Source organism: Brevibacterium permense (genome assembly GCF_025506275.1).
Taxonomy (GTDB): domain Bacteria; phylum Actinomycetota; class Actinomycetes; order Actinomycetales; family Brevibacteriaceae; genus Brevibacterium; species Brevibacterium permense_A.
Window position 1 is genome coordinate 57801 of the sequence record NZ_QYCP01000096.1, and the last position, 18646, is coordinate 76446.

Consider the following 18646-nt stretch of genomic DNA (forward strand, 5'->3'; position numbering starts at 1 on the left):
AATCTATCGTCCTTGCATGGACGACTACTTGGATTCCGGTGTGCGCAGCATGTAGCCGACCCCGCGCTTGGTCTGGATCATCGGTGTCCACTCCATCTCGACGGGGTGGCCGGCGGCATCCGTCTCCGGGGTGACATCGATCTTGCGGCGCAGGTAGGAGATGTAGGACTCCACGATTCCGGTGTCTCCGCCGAAGTCGTATTCCCACACGTGGTCGAGGATCTGCGACTTCGACAGGACGCGGTTCGTGTTGAGCATGAGGTAGCGCAGCAGCTTGAACTCGGTGGGGGAGAGGTCGATGAGGATGCCGGAGCGGCGGACCTCGTGGGTATCGTCGTCGAGTTCGAGGTCGCCCGCCACGATGACGGCGTTCTCCTCGTCTTCGAGATTGCGGGTGCGGCGGAGGACGGCGCGGATGCGGGCGACGACCTCTTCGAGGCTGAAGGGCTTCGTCACATAGTCGTCACCGCCGACGGTCAGACCGGTGATCTTGTCCGAGGTGTCATCACGGGCGGTGAGGAACACGACAGGGGCGTTCATGCCGATCTGGCGCAGACGGCGAGTGACGGTGAAGCCGTCCATGTCCGGGAGCATGACGTCGAGGACGAGGAGGTCGACGTCGGTCTGCTCGGCGAGGCGCAGCGCCTCGGCGCCGTTGGCGGCGGAGACGACGTCGAAGCCGGCGAAGCGGAGACTGGTGGACAGGAGTTCGCGGATATTGGGCTCATCATCGACAACGAGCAGGGTGGCTTCGATGTCGGTGTCGTTCTGTGCTGTAGTCATGGCTCCAGTCTGAGACCCATTTCTGGGAGTGCGCTGGAGGTTACCTGAATGCGAATGTGTCCTGCGTCACTGGGAAACTCTCAGGAAAGTCCTTTTGAGTCCTGGATCGGGTATTCGCTCTCAGGAACGACAGCCTGATTTCAGTGAAGAATGTGGTCGCGACCAGTTCGCGTTCAGAAATACTCGCCGAAATGTAGGTGGGGCGGGTGCCCGGCAGCGGGCGGGCGCCCGTTGGTGAAGCTCCGGATCCTGTCCGGTCGACGGCGTTCGTATTGCACCTGACCGATCGTGCCGAATGTCGTCGGACTCTGTCTGATGAGGTGGCGGGCGAATCTGGCCCGACCGGATTCGTCGGCGTAGCGGATCACGGCAAGGCTCGGTGCGGCGGAGCGGGGCATTGCTCCCGACCAATAGTCGACGACGACGCCTTCGGTTAGGCCGATGCCGGGGTTGGCCGGCGTTATCACCGGGCGGCGACGATCGCTGCGGAAGGCGAGCAGGGAGACGGCGACGAGTCCGAGGCCGGCGGAAATCGATATCACCCACCAGTGTGGGGCTGCGCCGAGCATTGCGGGGAGGAAGCCGAGGCCGAGCCCGCCCCCGACTCCGAGCGCTCCCAGCTGATAGCCGAAGAAGCGTATGAGGCTGCCTCCGGTTCGGAACCGGCCGAGGGCTGCGCGCGCGAGTAGCTGGCTGACGACGATGAAGGCGGCGGAGGTGATGAGCGCGAGAGTGAGGAAGACGAGCTTCGAGGTCAGCGGTTCACTTGGGCCGGTGGGGAGGAAGGCGAACGCTGCGACGCCCCAGCCGGCGACCATGCTCGTCGTCGTGAGGATTCCGGCGAGCCCGGCCGCGAACTTCGTCCCGCCGGTGATGTGCAGAGGTTCAAGTGACATGGTCGGCTCCGTGCTCAGCGGTCGGATTCGGGGTCGGAGTGGCGGGCGCGGAAGGCCGCGACGTGTGTGCGGGTTGCGCAGCTGCCGGTATCGCAGAAGCGCTTCGAGCGATTGCGGCTGAAGTCGGCGAGGTAGGCGCGGCAATCCTCGGCGGCGCAGCGCCCGAGCCGGTCGAGATCGCCGGAGCGGATGAGGTCGATGAGGACCAGAGCGACATCGGCGGCCACTCGGTCGGCCAGGCTGGCTTGAGCGCCGGTCGCGTGCAGGTGCCAGTCCCAGTGGTCGTGTTTGACCAATTGCGGCACTGACCCCGAGTCGCTCAGTGTGAGATTGATCTCATCGACGACCGCGATCGTCCCTGCTTCGACCTCGTCATCGGTCTCGGCGTCGATGCTCGCATCCAGTGCTGCGGCGAATCTGCGGCGCAGTTCCAGGGTCTCGTCGACGTCGCTTCTGGTGGCGGTCAAAGGTCCGGAGATGTCGTGCCGGGCCGCGAATTCGCGGAGTTTCGCGGTTGTCGTCAGTTCGTCACCGCCGTCAGTGATGTCGCTGGAGGTGTTGAGGAGGTCGACGAGCATCGTGAGGTTCGCGCGAATGTCGTAGATGAATGCCATGGTGAATGACATTCTGCCACAGGATGTAAGGACCAAAATGCACTTGACCCATTTCAATTTCAGGGCCGATACTGGAGCCGGACGATCCGCAGGGCTCGCCGAGGCCCTGCATAACCCGATGACGTGCAGACCTGGCAGAACGACGAAACGGTCGCGCCGATGTCGACGTCGGGCCGCCTCGGCGAGGGGATGATCCGCCACCGCACCATTCACTCAGCGTCGCTCCACCAACTCGACACTGCATCACCACCTCGGGGACGTCTGTCCTCGTACGCCACTCAACGTTTCACCACATCAGGAGGTCAGGAATGAATCGCACCGTCATCGCAGGGTTCCTGCTCACTCTTGCCTCCGCGTTCTTCTTCGCAGTGTCGGGGCCGATCGCGAAGACGATGTACGCGATCGGGTGGACGCCGGGCGCGGTGGTGCTCATCCGCTTGGCCGGCTCCGCGGTCCTGCTGCTCATCCCCACCCTCATCGCCCTGCGCGGACGCTGGGGCGAAGTGCTCACGCACTGGCGCACCGTCGTCACCTACGGCCTGGTCTCGATGGCCGGCGTCCAGGGGTTCTACTTCGTCGCCGTCGAACACCTCACCGTGGCCGTGGCACTGCTGCTGGAGATGACCGCGCCGATGCTCATCGTCTTCTGGATCTGGGCGCGGACGCGGACCCGGCCGGCGACCGTGACGTTCATCGGGGTCGTCGTCTCCATGATCGGGCTCCTGCTCGTGCTCAACCTGCGCGGATCGTCGATCAGCATCTTCGGCGTGGTCATGGCCATGGCCGCCGCGGTCTGCCTGGCCAGCTACTTTCTCGTCTCTGCGAAGGACACGATCACGATCCCGCCGGTCGCGCTGACAGGTCTGGGCATGGGCATCGGGGCGCTGGCGATGTCGGCCATCGTGCTCGCCGGCATCATGCCGTGGAACGCGGTGACGGCGGACGTCGACTTCGGCGGGGTGTCGATGTCGTGGGTCGTGCCGATGGCGATGATCGTCGTATTCACGGTCGGCGCCTACATCACCGGGATCCTCGGTCTGCGCTATGTCGGGGCGACGGTCGGATCGTTCGTCAACCTCGTCGAGGTCCCGTTCTCCGTCATCGTCGCCTGGCTGGTCCTCTTCGAGATGCCCGCCCCGATCCAGCTCTTCGGAGGAGTCTTCATCCTCGGCGGCGTCGGCTTCATCAAGTGGGGCGAGTCCCGCCTGGCCCGCCGCGTCGCCCGCCGCGAGGTGGTCGCCAAGTCCGAACCCTCCCTCATCACTACGTAATTACTACCCGACGGCGGCCCAGCAACCTGGCGCCAGGTTGCTGGGCCGCCGTCGGGTAGCAATTGAGGGGAGTGTCAGCGGACTTCGATGCTGTAGCTGTAGCCCTGTTCGGTGAGGAAGCGGCGGCGCTGAGCGGCGAAGTGCTCATCGACGGTATCGGCGGCGACGACCGTGTAGAACGTGGCCGAACCCTTATCTTCCTTCGGACGCAGAATCCGTCCGAGGCGCTGAGCTTCTTCCTGGCGGGATCCGAAAGCACCCGAGACCTGAATCGCCACCGAGGCGGCCGGCAGATCCACTGAAAAGTTCGCGACCTTCGAGACCACGAGCACGGGGATCACCCCGGACCGGAATTCGCGGAAGAGCTCCTGGCGCACCGATTCGGGCGTCTGCCCGGTAAGCACAGGCGCGCCGAGTTCGGCTCCGATCTCCTCGAGCTGGTCGAGATACTGACCGATGACGAGGATCTGCGCATCCGGATGATCGGCGACGAGCTCGGAGACGATCGGCAGCTTCGCATCCGATGTCGCAGCCAACCGGTACCGGTCCTCACCGTCGGCGCGGGCATACGCGGTTCGGGTTCCGCCGTCGAGGCGGACCCGCACCTCGTGACAGGCGGCAGATGCGATATAGCCGAGTCGTTCGAGTTCCTTCCACGGCACCTCGTACTGCTTGGGTCCGATGAGGGAGAACACTTCGTCCTCGCGTCCGTCCTCACGGACCAGGGTCGCGGTCAGACCGAGGCGACGACGAGCCTGCAGGCTCGCCGTGAGCCGGAAGATCGGCGCCGGCAGCAGGTGCACCTCGTCATAGATGACCAGGCCCCAGTCCTTGGCGTCGAGGAGCTCGAGGTGGAGATACGAGCCCTTCCTCCGGGTGGTGAGCACCTGGTAGGTGGCGATGGTGATCGGGCGGATCTCCTTCGTCGATCCCGAATATTCGCCGACCTCGTCTTCGGTCAGGGTGGTGCGGCGCAGGATCTCGTCCTTCCACTGCTTGGCTGAGACCGAGTTCGTCACGAGGATGAGCGTCGTCGTCTGCACCCGAGACATGGTGGCCACACCGACGACCGTCTTCCCCGCACCGCACGGCAGAACGACGACCCCGGACTCACCGGACAGCGACTGGTCGATGGCCTGTTTCTGGTAGTCGCGCAGATGCCACTGACCGCCATGAACATCATCGGACAGGGAGATCTCGTGGGCTTCGCCGTCGACGTAGCCGGCGTGGTCGGAGACCGGGTGGCCCAGTTGCAGCAGGGCGTGTTTGAGCTCGCCGCGCTCGGAGGGGTGGACGAGGACGGATTCGGCGTCGATGCGTTTGCCGAACTTGCCGACGAGGTCGGGCTGACCGACGAGCTCATCGAGCAGTCCCGTCTCCGTCGACGTCAGGGTCAGTCCGTGGATCGGATGGTCGATGAGGGTGAGCACACCGAACCGGTCCATGATGTCGACGATGTCGACGAGGAGCTCATGCGGGACCGGGTACTTCGCGAATTCGAGGAGCACGTCGACGACGGATTCGGCATCATGGCCGCTGGCGCGCGCGTTCCACAGCCCCAGCGGAGTGATCTCATAGGTGTGGATGTACTCCGGGGTCCGCGACAGCTGCGCAAACGGGGCGATCGCCACGGCCGCCTCGACGGCCAGCGGATGTCCCGATTCCAGCAGCACAGTCCGATCGGACTGCACTATCAACGGACCATTCATTCAATGCTTCCCTTCCCGAAGTGTGATGACACCAGAGGGCACAACACGTCCATCACCCCGATTGTTCCCGCTCCGAGCTACCTGACGGGGGTCCAGCTACCTCGCGCCAGGTTGCTGGGACGCCGTCAGGTAGCAATTAGGGGGAGGGGTCTACGGAGACGATGCGGGCGACGGACAGGGAGGCCTCGGCACCGGTGGTCGTCACCACTCCGCGGACGCGGCCGGCGTTGAGGGTGGCCGGCAGCATCTCGATCGTCCGTTCCTTGCCGTGGGAATCCGCGATCCGAATGAGCACGCGACGCTTCTCCTCCGCCGCTTCCCGCAGCCGATCCATATGCCCTAAAGGCTCATCCGTGCTCACCTGTGCGGCCGCCGCCGGTGCAGACCGCAGGATCCGAATATATTCGCCGAGGTGGCCGTCGCTGACGCGCGGACGTCGCCTCACGCTGACCTCGGGTTCCGATTCGGTGATCACCCGACGTTTGCGCACGGGTCCGGCCGCCGAATGCAGCAGAGCATGATGATCCCCGGCCTCGAGCAGGTGCATCGTCCGCTCCGGGCCCAGCTGAGCGATCGCCACGGTCGGAGCCAGACGTTCGAGACCGGCCGGCATCATGGCCTGATCGGAGAGGATGACATCGAGGTCGACCGGGTCGTCGACGATGAGCACCGCCCGGGCCCCTGCCACCCGCACCCGCCGCAGCTTCGACGCCGTGTTCTGCACGAGGAATTCCAAGGTCGACGGCAGCTCTTCGGCACTGATGCCCGCGAGCTCGGCCAAGGCGTCCTCCGGGGTGATCCCGGACTGCATGGTGTCTTCGATGGTCTCGCCGTCGATGCGATAGACGGTGCCCTGACCGCGTGCCTCGACGACGGCATACTTGCGCAGAATGTGGTGGACCCGCGGTTCGATCGGGCCGGTCGCCACCGCGGTGAGATCGGACTGGATGAGCACCGTGTCGACCTCGGCCCCGAGCCCCTCGGCGACCGCGGCGATGACATCGCCGGGCACGGTCAGGGCGTCGACGGACACGCGCAGGGGCAGGATCGAAGGGTCCTGTTTGGCATGCTCGGCCATCGCCCGGTCCAGTCCGGCGGCCAGACGGAGACCGAACCGGCTCGGGCCGAAATGATCCGGCTCCTGCAGCGGAGTCGTCGCCAGCCCGAAACTTACACAGGTATGGAGGACGGCTTCGGTCATCGCGAACTCGTGTGCCGGCAGCAGCGGATGCCGACGCAGCACCTCGGCGTGGATCCACCCGGCCGACCGTGCCGACCCCAGACCGATGTCATGGAGGACGGAGAGCACGGCGAAGCGCAGCAGCGGCATCGCCGGCACCGACAGCCCATAGCCCTTGAACAGGGACTTCTTCGGAGCTGCGAGCACGGTGAGGCGTTCGTTCTCGCTCGCCCCCGCCGCCAGCTGCGTGACGTCGAGCAGATCGCGCAGCCACGCCCCGACGAGCGCCGCCCACAGCTCGGCACGATCGCCGGCGAGGCCGGAATCGGCATCATCGCCGGCCGTCCACAGTGGATCGAGCGCATCGTCGAGGACCCCGATGAGGTGCAGGGACTTCGCCGCCTGCAGCAGGGTGATCGTCTGCTCGAGACCCAGTTCGAGTGTGCGGGCGAGTCGGGAGACATCCCGCTTGGAGATGCCGCCGCTGGTCAGCCGGGAGATCGGGGAGGCGGCGAGCTCATCGACGAGTCCGCGCAGGGACGAGATGACCTCGGCCACGGCTGCCCGTTCACTGTTGTGGATGAGCGGCTGGCCGATCGTGGCCGTGCTCGAATCGACCGACGAGGGGTTGATCTGCCACGGATATGCCCTGGCAGATTCGGCCGCCGATGTCGGCAGCAGGGTGATGGCCTCGGACTGGATCTTCCACACGCCCCCAACCGCAGACCCAGCAGATCCACCAGACCCACCCGCATCGGCATCCCCGCCGGCCGGCCATGCCAGGCCGAGGTCGCGCAGTCGGGGCAGGGCCGCCTCGGCGAGGGCGGGATCGATATGCGGATTGCCCGTGATCTTGATCTCCGGCGTCGTCCGGGCCGCCTTGGCCAAAGCGATGAAGACCTCGAGCGACTGCGCATCGAGAGCTTCGATGCCGCGGGAGACCCCGATACGCGAGGACGCGGCCGCGGCCAGGGCCGCCATCGTCGGGGACTCGGGTTGGAGGAGGTCGCGTCGGGTCCGGACGAAGGACTCGAAGTCGGCATCTGCACTGTGGGACAGCCACTGGCTGAAGGTCATTGACATCGCAGATCAGTCTATCGCGAGGGGTACAATGGAAGCGCAGAGAAGGATCAGAGATCGGACGGAAGGACGCGCATTGTCAGCCACTCGAGTCGACACGACCATCGTCGTCGCCGCGGTTGCCGCCGCAGCCATCGGGGCGCTCGGCCTCATCGGCGTCCTCGGCCAGGCCTGGATGGGACTGACGCCCAGTCCGCTGCTGACCTACCTGCCCATGATCCTCGTGCCCATCGCCGTCATCCTCGCCTGCGTGGCCATGATCCGAGCCGCCATCCGACGCAGACAGACCGGGGTGGGCCACCGCTGAAACCATCACTCATGCCTCACCTCGCAGGTTCGGGGACGCGCATGAGCCACACCCGCACAGTGTGATCCAGGCGGTGCGGATCCCCATCTCGCCGAGGCGGCGGACCACCCAATCGCGCACGCCCCCGTGATCTCCCGCCGCAGACAAGGTGCTCACCTCCACCCTGCACGTGACCTCCACGGATAGGTGAGAGCCAGGGATCACACCGCCGACGCGATGACCTCGGTCCCGCAGTCGGCATGGTCTGACCGATGGCGATGAGGGCACACGAGCACAGCGACCACACCACCCGACCAGCTTCCCGGCCGCGGAATCCGTCTCTGCAGCCGACCGACACACAGCCCGCACCTGCGGGCACCGTACGATCAGCCCGTTTCAGCGGGTACGAACAGACAGAAAGGAAATCATGCCCACCGGACGCGTGAAATGGTTCGATGCCGACAAGGGCTTCGGCTTCGTCATCGCCGAGGACGGCTCGCAGGCCTTCCTCCATTCCTCCGTGCTGCCAGAGGGAGTCGAAGTCACCAAGGGCACCCGGCTCGAATACGATGTCGTCGATTCCCGCCGCGGAGCGCAGGTGCTCAAGGCCCGCCCGATCACCACTCCCGGCAAAGTCGCCAAGGCCCGCCGACGTCCGGCCGTGGACATGGCAGTTATGGTTGAAGATGTCATCAAAGTTTTGGATGACCTCAACAACGGACTGCAGCACGGCCGTTACCCGGACCCCGCCCATGGGAACAAGGTCGCCAGCCTGCTGCGGGCGATTGCCGACGATTTGGAGTCCTGATGTCATCACTGTTCAGTGATTGGCTGGCCCGGCAGACCGCCGCGCCCGCCGAGAACGACGCCGAACAGACCACCGAGGCGGCCCCGGGCAGCGATGTGCCCGCCGCTGCGGGAGAATCGATCGCCGCTGGAAGTGCGGTCGCCGCGGATTCCGGCACGGCCGCCTCGGCGAAGGCATCGAAGACCGGTCGTCCGCGATCGGGCACGGAGAAGGTCGTCCTCGACACCCAGCTGGCCGCGGCGATCGACATCGCCCGCACCGCCATCACCGAGGTGGCCGGCACCGCCGTCGTCGGCGAACACCTGGGCACGGTGGCCGAGGCGACCCGTCTCGTCACCCACTACTTCGTGTGCACCGACCCGACCTACCGCGGTTGGCGGTGGGTGGCCGTGCTCGCCCGCGCTCCGCGCGCGAAGAAGGTCACGGTCTGCGAAACCGCGCTGCTGCCCGGCCCCGATGCCCTCGTAGCCCCCGAATGGGTGCCGTGGGAGGAACGACTCGAACCCGGCGACATGGGGCCGCGCGACACCCTGCCGAAGCTCGACCAGGACCCGAACCTGCAGCCGGGCTTCCAGCAGACCGAGGACAATTCGGCAGACAACATCGACCAGATCCAGAACTTCGAATTCGGTCTCGGTCGTGAACGCGTGCTCTCCTCCGACGGGCTGAGCGCGGCTGCAAGCCGATGGTCGGAATCTGATGCCGGACCCGACAGCGAGTTCGCCTCACGCGCGGCCGGACACTGCGGCAGCTGCGGCTACCTCATGCCGATCGCCGGATCGCTGCGTCAGAAGTTCGGGGTCTGCGCCAATGCGTGGTCGCCGTTCGACGGTCGCGTGGTCGGACTCGAATCCGGGTGCGGTGCGCATTCGGAGACCGATGTGAGACGGCCGAACAACGAGCCTGCTGAAGCCGTCGTCGACGACTACTCCGGCGAACTCGAGTTCCAGGAGGGCTGAACCACTCGATGTCCCAGATGTTCCGGTCACTGTCGGAGCCGAACTACCGGCACTGGTTCGCCGGTGCCCTGATCTCCAACACCGGGACATGGATGCAGCGCACGGCGCAGGACTGGATCGTCCTGACCATGCTCACGGACAACAACGCTTCGGCGCTCGGCCTCACCATGGCTCTGCAGCTGGGCCCGCAGCTGATCATGTTCCCGTTCGCGGGCAACCTCGTCGACAAGTTCGACAAACGGCGTCTGCTCATGGTCACTCAGGCGCTGCTGGGATTCATCGGACTCGTCCTCTTCGTCCTCACCATCACCGACGTCATCGTCCTCTGGCACGTCTACGTGCTCGCGTTCACGCTCGGGATGCTCACGACCCTGGACAACCCGGCCAGGCAGGCCTTCGTCTCCGAACTCGTCGGTGAGAAGCTGCTGCCGAACGCCGTCAGCCTCAACTCGGCGTCCTTCAACGGCGCCCGCATGATCGGTCCGGCCGTGGCCGGTGTGCTCACCGCCGTCATCGGACCCGGTCCCGTCTTCCTCATCAGTGGACTCGGCTTCGCGGCGACGCTCACGGTGCTCCTCCGGCTCGACAAGTCGAAACTGCACCCTTCCGGTCGGCGTGGCAAGGGAGGGGTCCTCGGCGGACTGAAGTATCTGCGCAGGCGCCCGGACATCACGGTCGTGCTCGTCGTGCTGTTCATCGTCGCGACCTTCGGATTCAACTTCAACATCTACACGGCGACGATGGCGAAGATCGAGTTCGGCAAGGATGCCAGCGGCTTCGGCCTGCTCAACTCCGTCATGGCCATTGGCTCCGTGACCGGGGCGCTCGCCTCGGCCAGGCGGGAGAAGCCCCGACTGCGATTCATCTTCGGCGCCGCCGGCGGATTCGGTGTGGCCGTCGGCGTGGCATCGCTGATGCCAAACTACTATCTCTTCGCCGCCTCGCTGATGTTCGTCGGCTTCGCATCGCTGACGATGATGACCTCGGCGAACGCCTATGTGCAGACGACCACCGCGCCGAACTACCGCGGCCGAGTCATGGCCATCTACGCGGCCGTCGTCATGGGCGGCACACCGATCGGGGCACCGCTGGCCGGCTGGGTCGCCGATGCCTTCGGACCGCGGATGGCGCTCGTCGTCGGAGCCGCCTCGGGGATCATCGCCTTCGCCGTGGGCCTGCTGTGGATGATCATGGCCAAGGACCTGCGCCTCCACCGGGATCCGAAGTCGCGGATCCGGTTGCACATGAGCTATCAGGGCAGGCCGCCCGGCGGCAGCGGACACTGACGGGTTCGAGCGGGCGGGTTGTTGCTCGTGGGGCGGCATCGGCAGGAGTCGGCATTCGGCGGGTCCGGAGGTTCGTGTCATAGAATTTCGATCGACCGCCTCGGCGAGGGATTCGAGGGTCGAGCGATGGAAACGGACGGACTGTGACAACTGACATCATCACCTCGGTGCTCGTCGGCCTGGCGATCCTCGTCGGCTGCCTGGGCATCATCGTGCCGGTGCTGCCCGGGTCGATCCTCATCGCCATCGCGGTTCTCATCTGGGCGATCATTATCGGCGGACCGACCGCGTGGATCATCTTCGCCATCGTCGCCGTGTTCGTCGCGGCCGGGATGAGTGCCTCGCTCGTGCTCACCGGCCGAAAACTCAAATCCATGCAGGTGCCGAACTCGTCGGTGCTGCTGGGCGGGGTGCTCGCCGTCATCGGCTTCTTCGTCATTCCGGTGCTGGGGCTGCCGATCGGCTTCGTCGCCGGCCTGTATCTCGCCGAGTGTTCCCGCCTCAAGGACGGAAAGACGGCGTGGAACTCCAGCTGGGAGTCGATCAAGGCGATCGGCCTCGGTGCGGGCATCGAGTTCATCCTCGCCATGCTGGCCGGAATCACCTTCGGCATCGGCGTGCTCATCCACTTCTTCGTCTGAGACTCAGCGCGGAGTACGATTCGCGTCGAGACGCCTGTGGGGCGTATTCACCCATCGCCGTACCGTGAGCATCTCTCACCATCAGTGGCAGCTTGCACTCGTAGCGGCTTCTCCTGCCACGGCCAACGCATCCGACACACTGAGTGCCATAACACCCCTTTGCAACGGGGCGTTATGGCACTGAGTGGAGGAGCTGCGCGGCCGAGGCGCTGGTAGCCGACACTGGGAACCTGCGTATGCGTCGCGTCCGCAGCAGCCGGCCGCGGCTCTGCGCTACTTGAGGGCGTCGACGACGAAGTCGATGCAGCTCAGCAGTGCCCGCACATCGTCGGGGTCGACGGAGACGAAGGTCGCGATGCGCAGCTGATTGCGGCCGAGCTTGCGGTAGGGCTCCACGTCGACGACGCCATTGGCCCGCAGCACCTTGGCCACGGCAGCAGCATCCACCGACTCATCGAAATCAATGGTGGCCACGACCGATGAACGGTCGCCCGGCTCAACCACATAGGGGTGGGTCGCTTCGGCGGATTCCGCCCAGTCGTAGACGAGCCCGGAGGACTCAGCGGTCCGCTCGGCCGCCCAGGACAGACCGCCGTTGCCGTTGATCCACTCGATCTGTTCGGCGAGCAGCAGCAGGGTCGCCACGGCCGGTGTGTTGTAGGTCTGGTCCTTCGCCGAGTTCTCGATCGCGGTGAGCAGGTCGAGCGAGGTCGGGATCCAGCGTCCGGAGTCCTTGATCTCCTGCGCGCGGGCGATCGCGCGCGGCGACATGATCGCCACCCACAGTCCGCCGTCGGAGCCCATGTTCTTCTGCGGGGCGAAGTAGTAGACATCGGTCTCTGCGATGTCGACATCCAGCCCGCCTGCGCCGGAAGTGGCGTCGATGACAACGAGGGCATCCTCGGCGATCCCGGTGGGGCGTGCGATCCGAGTGGCCACACCGGTCGAGGTCTCATTGTGGGGCCAGGCGAAGACGTCGGCGGCGTTCTCGCCGGTGGCCGCCTCGGCGGGGGAGTCCACGAGACCAGCGGCAGCCAGGGCCTCGGGCGTCGGGATCGCAGCGGTGCCGGGTTCGGCGCCCAGGATGAGGGAGGACTTCAGGTGCGGGGCGGTGTCGGTGGCCTTTGCGAACTTCTGTCCGAACTCGCCGAAGGTCGCGTGGGCGGCCCGTTCGCGGACGAGGCCGAAGGCCGCTACATCCCAGAACACGGTGGACCCGCCGTTGCCGAGCACCACTTCGTAGCCCTCGGGCAGGCTGAACAGCTCGGCCAGGCCGGAGCGGATGCGGCCGACGAGGTTCTTCACCGGCGCCTGGCGGTGGCTGGTGCCGAGCACCTTCGTCGCAGCAGCGTTGAGCGCCTCGATCTGAGCGGGGCGGATGCGGGCCGGGCCGGATCCGAAGCGTCCGTCGGCGGGCAGGAGGTTCTTCGGGATCTCAATATTCGTCGCAGTCACGCTCGACATTCTACGGCGGGCCCGCCCGGCGTCCGGGACCGGTCCGTCATGTGACGGACGTGCCGTCTCGACAATCCCAGCCTCAACAGCCCCGCCGAGGCGGGACCCGGCTGACTCGTGTCCGTGCCGCGTCGTAGAGTGAAGACATGAGTGAGCCCGTCGATCGCCTCCCGCAGACCCGGAAGTCCTATGACTCAGCCGTCTTCGAACACCCGGATACCGCACCCCTGGACCTGCTGCGTCGCTGGTACGACGAGGCGGCCGACCATGTCCGCGAACCGAATGCGATGACCGTCTCGACCCTCGACGAATGGGGCCCGAGCTCGCGCATCGTGCTGCTCAAAGGCCTCGACGAGCGCGGGCTCCTGTTCTTCACCGACTACGACTCCGCGAAGGGCCGGCAGCTGCAGGCCGACCCCCGCATCGCCGTGAACTTCCCGTGGCAGGACATGGAACGACAGGTCCGCATCCGCGGTCTCGCCGAGGTGGCCGCCCCCGAGGACTCGGACGCGTACTTCGTCGTGCGCCCCCGTGGCTCGCAGATCGGGGCGACCGTGTCCAAACAGTCCCAGCCGGTGACCAGCCGCGAGCAGATGCAGGCCGAATACGATGCAGCAGCGGCCGAGCTCGAGGGCCAGGACGTGCCGCGGCCCGATCATTGGGGCGGATTCCGCGTGCGCGTCTTCGAAATCGAATTCTGGCAGGGCCAGCAGAACCGGTTCCACGACCGCTGGGTCTTCCGCCGCGCCGACGGCAGCCACGAAACGGCCGACCTCGACGATGCCTCGGCCTGGGAGGTCGTCCGCCTCTACCCCTGAGGCTCTTCCTCAGGGCCCTGACCTTCCGTATTGCAGAACGAATCAGCACAGGGCGCCGGCCACCCAGCACAATGGTCACAACATGCGCACCGCAATCGCGCGCAGACGATGCAAAGGAGCACCCATGACACCCCCAGTACTCAGCACCCAGTACGGACCCGACACCGTCTTCGACAACTTCATCGGCGGAGCACGTGTGCCCAGCGACGACCGGTCGACGAATACGAACCCGTCCGACCCGTCCGATGTGATCGGCCGGTACGCCCGCGCGGATGACGCCACGGTCGCCTCGGCGATCGATGCCGCCCGCGCTGCCGCCCCCGCCTGGGCGGACCTCGGCTCACAGCAGCGATTCGCGATCCTCGACAAGGCCGGCAGCCTCATCGCTGAACGCGCCGATGAACTCGGCGATCTGCTCGCCCGGGAAGAGGGAAAACAGCTCGCCGAAGCCAAGGGCGAGGTGCTGCGCGCTTCCCAGATCTTCAAGTTCTTCGCCGGCGAGACGATCCGCAACACCGGTGAGGTCGTGGACTCGGTCCGCCCCGGACTCATCGCCGAGATGACGCACGAGCCCATCGGCGTCATCGGCATCATCACCCCGTGGAACTTCCCGATCGCCATCCCGGCCTGGAAGATCGCCCCGGCTCTGGCCTTCGGCAACACGATCGTGTTCAAACCTGCCGAGCTCGTCCCCGCCAGTGCGTACGCGCTGGTCGATATCCTCGCCGAGGCGGGTCTGCCCGATGGGGTCCTCAACCTCGTCATGGGGCCGGGCTCCGTGGTCGGGGACGCACTGACCACCTCGGCGAAGGTCGACGCCGTGACCTTCACCGGATCCGTCGCCGTCGGACGGTCCGTCATCGCGTCGGCTGCGGCCCATCAGATCAGAGTGCAGTGCGAAATGGGCGGGAAGAATCCGCTCGTCGTGCTCGGCGACGCCGACCTCGAAGCGGCCGCCGAGGCCGCGATCAACGGAGCCTTCTTCTCCACCGGCCAGCGCTGCACCGCGTCCTCCCGCCTCATCGTCACCTCCGATGTGCACGACGAATTCGTCGCGCTGCTCAAGGAGAAGATGGCGGCGCTGTCGGTCGGAGACGCCCGCGCCGAGGGCGTCGCCATCGGACCTGTGGTCTCCAAGACCCAGCTCGACCAGGACCTCGATTACATCGCCAAGGCCCGAGCCGAAGGCGGGGAGGTCACCGGCGGTGAGCTCATCGATTCGGACACGGCGGGGTACTTCCTCGCGCCCGCACTCGTCACGGGCACGAAGCCGAGCGACACAATCAACGTCGAAGAGGTCTTCGGTCCGGTCGCCTCGGTGATCGAGGTCGCCGACTACGACGCAGCGCTGGCCGTGGCCAACGACACCGAGTTCGGACTGTCCGCGGGCATCTTCACGACCTCCCTGAAATATTCGAGCCACTTCAAGCGTTACGCCGAAGCCGGGATGGTCATGGTCAATGCTCCGACGGCAGGAGTGGATTATCACGTGTCCTTCGGCGGACGGAAAGGGTCGAGCTATGGTCCCCGCGAACAGGCTCGGGCGGCACGCGAGTTCTTCACAGTGCACAAGACGACCTACACGAACGCGGGCTGAGCCGGTCGGCGCGAATTCTTCCCGAGCGGGCATATGCATACCCCGGTCGAGCCGTCAGGCGCCGACCGAGGTCGCCACCGGGACGTGACGAATCCTCGACTCACGGGAATTGCTGAACGCACGATAGGATTGGGGCAGATCGCAACGGCCGCGAACGGGTTCGCCTGTGCGGGGCGGGGCAGGGTCGGAATGACCCGAAATGGTGACAACGCCTGAAACGGTCGAAACGACCTGAAGACGAAGAGTGGAGTGGCTGGTCAGAAGTGAACGACCTCATTGATACAACCGAGATGTACCTCAAATCGATCATCGAGCTCGAGGAACAGTCGATCGTGCCATTGCGTGCCCGCATCGCCGAGCGCCTGGACCATTCCGGCCCCACCGTGTCACAGACCGTGGCGCGGATGGAGCGCGACGGACTGCTCCACGTCGGCAACGACCGCCATCTCGAGCTCACTCCGGAGGGCCGCCGGATCGCCACCGACGTCATGCGCAAGCACCGCCTGGCCGAGCGTCTCCTCTCCGACGTCGTCGGACTCGAATGGGAACTCGTCCACGACGAGGCCTGCCGCTGGGAGCACGTGATGAGCGAGCAGGTCGAGCGCAAGCTCGTGACGCTGCTCTCGGAGACCTCCACCGGGCCCTACGGCAACCCGATCCCCGGACTCGACGTCATCGGCGGCGAAGCCTCGAAGACCACCGACGTCATCGACCTCGCCACGGCAGTCGGCCGGGACGGTGCGAAGAAGCTGACGATCGCCTGGCTGGCCGAACCCCTGCAGGTCGATATCCACCTGCTTCAACAGTTCCAGGTCGCCGGCGTCCTGCCGGGCAGCGACGTCGAGATCTCTCGCAACGGCGAATACATCACCGTGCAGGTGCCCGGCGCGCAGGACGTACTCGACCTGCCGGTCGAGACCGCCTCGCACGTCTTCGCCTACCGCAGCTGAGACGCCTAGAGGCCTCCGCCCGATAGCGACGAGACTGAGTCTCGGTAACGGGCCGAGTCTGCGTCTCGGTGACGGCAGCGCTGTGTCTCGATAACGGCGATACCGAGCAACGGTAACGAAAGCGCGGTTGCCCGAACCCCGATTCGTTACAAATCACTGTGATCTCTGACCCAGGAAGTGGATTTTCCACCCCTGGGTCACGTCGTATAACGAGAAAATGTTACGAATATTTCAAGCCATTTTAAGCCTCTGACCTGCGAGTTTATGGAAAACATCACGGCTTCCCTCCGGCGGTTGTGACAAAAACGTGACAATCAGTCACCGATTGGTTACAGTTGTGGAGGTCGTTCACGCAATGACGACTTCACAGCGAGATCCGAGCGCCACGCTCGCCGTGAGATACCAAGGACCGATAGTGGCGGTTGGCTGAGAGAAGCCAATAGGGACGAGAGGGAAAACGTGGCAACTAAGCAGCATGGCCGCCGCGCCGCCGATGCCAAGGTCAAGACTCCACTGACCGAACTCACTGAACTTCTGAACGTCAACTCAGGCGTCTTCGGCCGTCGTGCAGCGGTTGTCGCTGCCAGCGGTGGTCTGCTGACCGCCGCAGTGATGCCGGCCGCCGGCCAGGGAGCCGACGACCAGAGCAAGGTCTCCGCAGAAGCCGAGACCACCCAGAAGGTCGACTTCGAGAACCAGACCGTCACCATCGGCGACGACTCGAACAGCAAGAAGGACGACGGGAAGTCCGATTCCTTCGGTGTCGAGAGCAAGGCCATCACCGCTGAGGCTGCTCCGAAGCCCAAGCCGAAGCCCAAGCCGGTCGAAACCTCCACTCCCTCCTCCGACGAATCCGCCGGAACCTCCGACGACACCGCCAACAGTGGATCGTCCGATTCGGGCGAGTCCGACTCCAAGGACTCGGGGTCCATCGACGGATCCAAGGCCGAGCAGGTCCTCGCCTGGGCCCAGAAGGGCGTCGGAACCCCCTACGTCATGGGCGGAACCAGCCAGAGCGGCTGGGACTGCTCCGGCTACACCTCGTGGGTCTACAGCCACGTCGGCGTGAACCTGCCCCGCACCTCCGGTGCACAGAAGGGCGCAGGCCAGATCGTCTCGCAGTCCGAAGCCAAGCCCGGTGACCTCATCTGGCACCCCGGCCACGTCGGTATCTACGCCGGTGGCGGACAGATGTACGATGCCGGTTCGCCGAGCTCGGGAACCTCGAAGCGCAGCTACAGCTGGATGGGCAACGTCACCTTCATCCGCGTTCTCTGATCTTCTTTCCGATTGCTCCCCGTACGACTCGACGGTCCTCGAGTCGGACGGGGAGCTTTCGTATGCCCGGAAACTTCGGGCGCACACTCGCACCTACCAGATTCGGTGAACGGAAACCGAAGTTTCCGTGACGCGAGCCGTATGAATTGGGTCACGGGCGCGCGCGGCGTTACTCTGGAGAAGATTGAGTTCCATAGATGGTGGGCACCAAGTGGTGTCAACCGCTGATGCGGAGGAAAGCAGATGGGGCATAGTCGAATAATTCGAATAGCCGCTCCAGTCTCTGGTGCGGAGTACATATCTGTCTCCGTGCCCTCTTCCCCAGGCGTCGTGCCCATGAGCACGGCGCCTTTTGTGTTCCCTGGGGCCGGGGCAGCCGGTTTCGGCCCAATAGAGAAGAAGATGAGGGGCGAGATATGAAGACTCTCGTGCTGAACGCCGGTTATGAACCGCTGTCGATCGTTCCGTTCACACGAGCCGTGGTGCTCGTGCTGACCGGAAAGGCGACGGTCCTGGCCGCAGAGGACATTCCGGTGAGATCCGAGCACATGAGTCTCGATCAGCCCTCCGTCATCCTGCTCACCCGCTATGTGCGACCACCGAGCAACCGCCGCGTCTCGCTCTCCCGTCGCGGAGTCCTGCGTCGGGACGGCCACCGCTGCGCCTACTGCTCGAAACCGGCGTACACCGTCGACCACGTCGTCCCACGGTCCCGCGGAGGAGCGAACACCTGGGAGAACCTCGTCGCGTGCTGCCGCGAATGCAACAATCGCAAGGGCAATCGCACTCTCGGCGAGATCGGCTGGAAGCTTAGCTTCCTGCCGCAGGAACCCCGCCTGGGTCAGCTGTGGATGCGTGGGATCGACAAGCCCGTCGAGAAGTGGCGACCATTCCTCGAGTACTCCAGCGCCGCCTGAATGCGGGGCATCGTCCCAGATAGGGGACCGTGTTGTCCATATGTTGGCGCAATTCGGATAACGATGTGACATAGGTGAAGTTCTCACCGTCAATGTGCTCTAGGGTGGACGAAACAGA

17 protein-coding genes are annotated in these 18646 nt (G+C 65.4%); 11 read left to right on the top strand and 6 right to left on the bottom strand.

Annotated elements, in window-relative coordinates:
* Positions 1-24: 24 nt before the first annotated feature.
* The 3 genes from D3I60_RS17895 to D3I60_RS17905 all read right to left on the bottom strand — a co-directional run bounded on the left by D3I60_RS17895 (position 25) and on the right by D3I60_RS17905 (position 2305).
* A complete protein-coding gene (locus tag D3I60_RS17895; RefSeq protein WP_039208507.1) occupies positions 25-783 on the bottom strand; it encodes a response regulator transcription factor in 759 nt (252 codons plus the stop codon).
* 173 nt (positions 784-956) lie between these two features.
* Positions 957-1679, bottom strand: coding sequence for a hypothetical protein (locus D3I60_RS17900; protein WP_262778112.1), 723 nt, complete (start codon positions 1677-1679; stop codon positions 957-959).
* A gap of 14 nt (positions 1680-1693) precedes the next feature.
* A complete protein-coding gene (locus D3I60_RS17905) occupies positions 1694-2305 on the bottom strand; it encodes a CGNR zinc finger domain-containing protein (protein ID WP_262778114.1) in 612 nt (203 codons plus the stop codon).
* A 296-nt stretch (positions 2306-2601) separates the two neighbouring features.
* Here D3I60_RS17905 and D3I60_RS17910 point away from each other — a divergent pair, with 296 nt between their 5' ends.
* On the top strand, positions 2602-3564 hold the full coding sequence (locus D3I60_RS17910; protein ID WP_262778116.1) for an EamA family transporter: 963 nt from the start codon (positions 2602-2604) through the stop codon (positions 3562-3564).
* Between the two features lie 74 nt (positions 3565-3638).
* Here the strand turns inward: D3I60_RS17910 and D3I60_RS17915 are convergent, their stop codons facing one another.
* Entirely contained in the window at positions 3639-5273 is a 1635-nt protein-coding gene (locus D3I60_RS17915) for a DNA repair helicase XPB (protein WP_262778118.1), read from the bottom strand.
* Between the two features lie 136 nt (positions 5274-5409).
* Positions 5410-7530 (bottom strand): helicase-associated domain-containing protein, encoded by a 2121-nt coding sequence (locus tag D3I60_RS17920; RefSeq protein WP_262778119.1) that lies wholly within the window; start codon positions 7528-7530, stop codon positions 5410-5412.
* A gap of 79 nt (positions 7531-7609) precedes the next feature.
* Here D3I60_RS17920 and D3I60_RS17925 point away from each other — a divergent pair, with 79 nt between their 5' ends.
* The 5 genes from D3I60_RS17925 (at position 7610) to D3I60_RS17945 (ending at position 11513) form a co-directional block, all read left to right on the top strand.
* Positions 7610-7840 carry a hypothetical protein gene (locus D3I60_RS17925; RefSeq protein WP_101543627.1) on the top strand — a complete coding sequence of 77 codons (231 nt, stop codon included), beginning with the start codon at positions 7610-7612 and terminating at the stop codon, positions 7838-7840.
* Positions 7841-8246: 406 nt separating this feature from the next.
* Positions 8247-8627 (top strand): cold-shock protein, encoded by a 381-nt coding sequence (locus D3I60_RS17930; protein WP_262778121.1) that lies wholly within the window; start codon positions 8247-8249, stop codon positions 8625-8627.
* A complete protein-coding gene (locus tag D3I60_RS17935; RefSeq protein ID WP_262778123.1) occupies positions 8627-9586 on the top strand; it encodes a DUF3027 domain-containing protein in 960 nt (319 codons plus the stop codon). Before D3I60_RS17930 ends, D3I60_RS17935 begins: the two co-directional genes overlap by 1 nt.
* An 8-nt stretch (positions 9587-9594) precedes the next feature.
* Positions 9595-10872, top strand: a complete 1278-nt coding sequence (locus tag D3I60_RS17940; protein WP_172170337.1) for an MFS transporter — start codon at positions 9595-9597, stop codon at positions 10870-10872.
* A 143-nt stretch (positions 10873-11015) separates the two neighbouring features.
* Complete coding sequence (locus D3I60_RS17945; protein WP_262778127.1) at positions 11016-11513, top strand: DUF456 domain-containing protein; 498 nt, start codon at positions 11016-11018, stop codon at positions 11511-11513.
* Between the two features lie 273 nt (positions 11514-11786).
* Here the strand turns inward: D3I60_RS17945 and serC are convergent, their stop codons facing one another.
* The gene (gene serC, locus D3I60_RS17950) at positions 11787-12968 is read right to left on the bottom strand and encodes a phosphoserine transaminase (RefSeq protein WP_262778128.1); all 1182 of its coding nucleotides are present in this window, start codon (positions 12966-12968) and stop codon (positions 11787-11789) included.
* A gap of 146 nt (positions 12969-13114) precedes the next feature.
* On the opposite strand from serC, the gene pdxH reads away from it, so the two are divergent.
* From pdxH to D3I60_RS17975, 5 genes are all read left to right on the top strand, one after another.
* Complete coding sequence (gene pdxH, locus D3I60_RS17955; RefSeq protein ID WP_262778130.1) at positions 13115-13786, top strand: pyridoxamine 5'-phosphate oxidase; 672 nt, start codon at positions 13115-13117, stop codon at positions 13784-13786.
* Between the two features lie 124 nt (positions 13787-13910).
* Entirely contained in the window at positions 13911-15383 is a 1473-nt protein-coding gene (locus tag D3I60_RS17960; RefSeq protein ID WP_262778132.1) for an aldehyde dehydrogenase family protein, read from the top strand.
* A gap of 263 nt (positions 15384-15646) precedes the next feature.
* On the top strand, positions 15647-16333 hold the full coding sequence (locus tag D3I60_RS17965; RefSeq protein ID WP_139908932.1) for a metal-dependent transcriptional regulator: 687 nt from the start codon (positions 15647-15649) through the stop codon (positions 16331-16333).
* 459 nt (positions 16334-16792) lie between these two features.
* Positions 16793-17611 (top strand): C40 family peptidase, encoded by an 819-nt coding sequence (locus D3I60_RS17970; RefSeq protein ID WP_262778135.1) that lies wholly within the window; start codon positions 16793-16795, stop codon positions 17609-17611.
* Between the two features lie 416 nt (positions 17612-18027).
* On the top strand, positions 18028-18528 hold the full coding sequence (locus D3I60_RS17975) for an HNH endonuclease (RefSeq protein ID WP_025780345.1): 501 nt from the start codon (positions 18028-18030) through the stop codon (positions 18526-18528).
* The last annotated feature ends 118 nt before the right edge of the window (positions 18529-18646 follow it).

What these genes read in the sequence shown, in the direction of transcription:
- D3I60_RS17895 (WP_039208507.1), bottom strand. Translation starts at nt 783, where the DNA reads ATGACTACAGCACAGAACGACACCGACATCGAAGCCACCCTGCTCGTT.
- D3I60_RS17910 (WP_262778116.1), top strand. Translation starts at nt 2,602, where the DNA reads ATGAATCGCACCGTCATCGCAGGGTTCCTGCTCACTCTTGCCTCCGCG.
- D3I60_RS17940 (WP_172170337.1), top strand. Translation starts at nt 9,595, where the DNA reads ATGTCCCAGATGTTCCGGTCACTGTCGGAGCCGAACTACCGGCACTGG.
- D3I60_RS17915 (WP_262778118.1), bottom strand. Translation starts at nt 5,273, where the DNA reads ATGAATGGTCCGTTGATAGTGCAGTCCGATCGGACTGTGCTGCTGGAA.
- D3I60_RS17935 (WP_262778123.1), top strand. Translation starts at nt 8,627, where the DNA reads ATGTCATCACTGTTCAGTGATTGGCTGGCCCGGCAGACCGCCGCGCCC.
- D3I60_RS17900 (WP_262778112.1), bottom strand. Translation starts at nt 1,679, where the DNA reads ATGTCACTTGAACCTCTGCACATCACCGGCGGGACGAAGTTCGCGGCC.
- D3I60_RS17920 (WP_262778119.1), bottom strand. Translation starts at nt 7,530, where the DNA reads ATGACCTTCAGCCAGTGGCTGTCCCACAGTGCAGATGCCGACTTCGAG.
- D3I60_RS17930 (WP_262778121.1), top strand. Translation starts at nt 8,247, where the DNA reads ATGCCCACCGGACGCGTGAAATGGTTCGATGCCGACAAGGGCTTCGGC.
- D3I60_RS17905 (WP_262778114.1), bottom strand. Translation starts at nt 2,305, where the DNA reads ATGTCATTCACCATGGCATTCATCTACGACATTCGCGCGAACCTCACG.
- pdxH (WP_262778130.1), top strand. Translation starts at nt 13,115, where the DNA reads ATGAGTGAGCCCGTCGATCGCCTCCCGCAGACCCGGAAGTCCTATGAC.
- D3I60_RS17960 (WP_262778132.1), top strand. Translation starts at nt 13,911, where the DNA reads ATGACACCCCCAGTACTCAGCACCCAGTACGGACCCGACACCGTCTTC.
- D3I60_RS17975 (WP_025780345.1), top strand. Translation starts at nt 18,028, where the DNA reads ATGAAGACTCTCGTGCTGAACGCCGGTTATGAACCGCTGTCGATCGTT.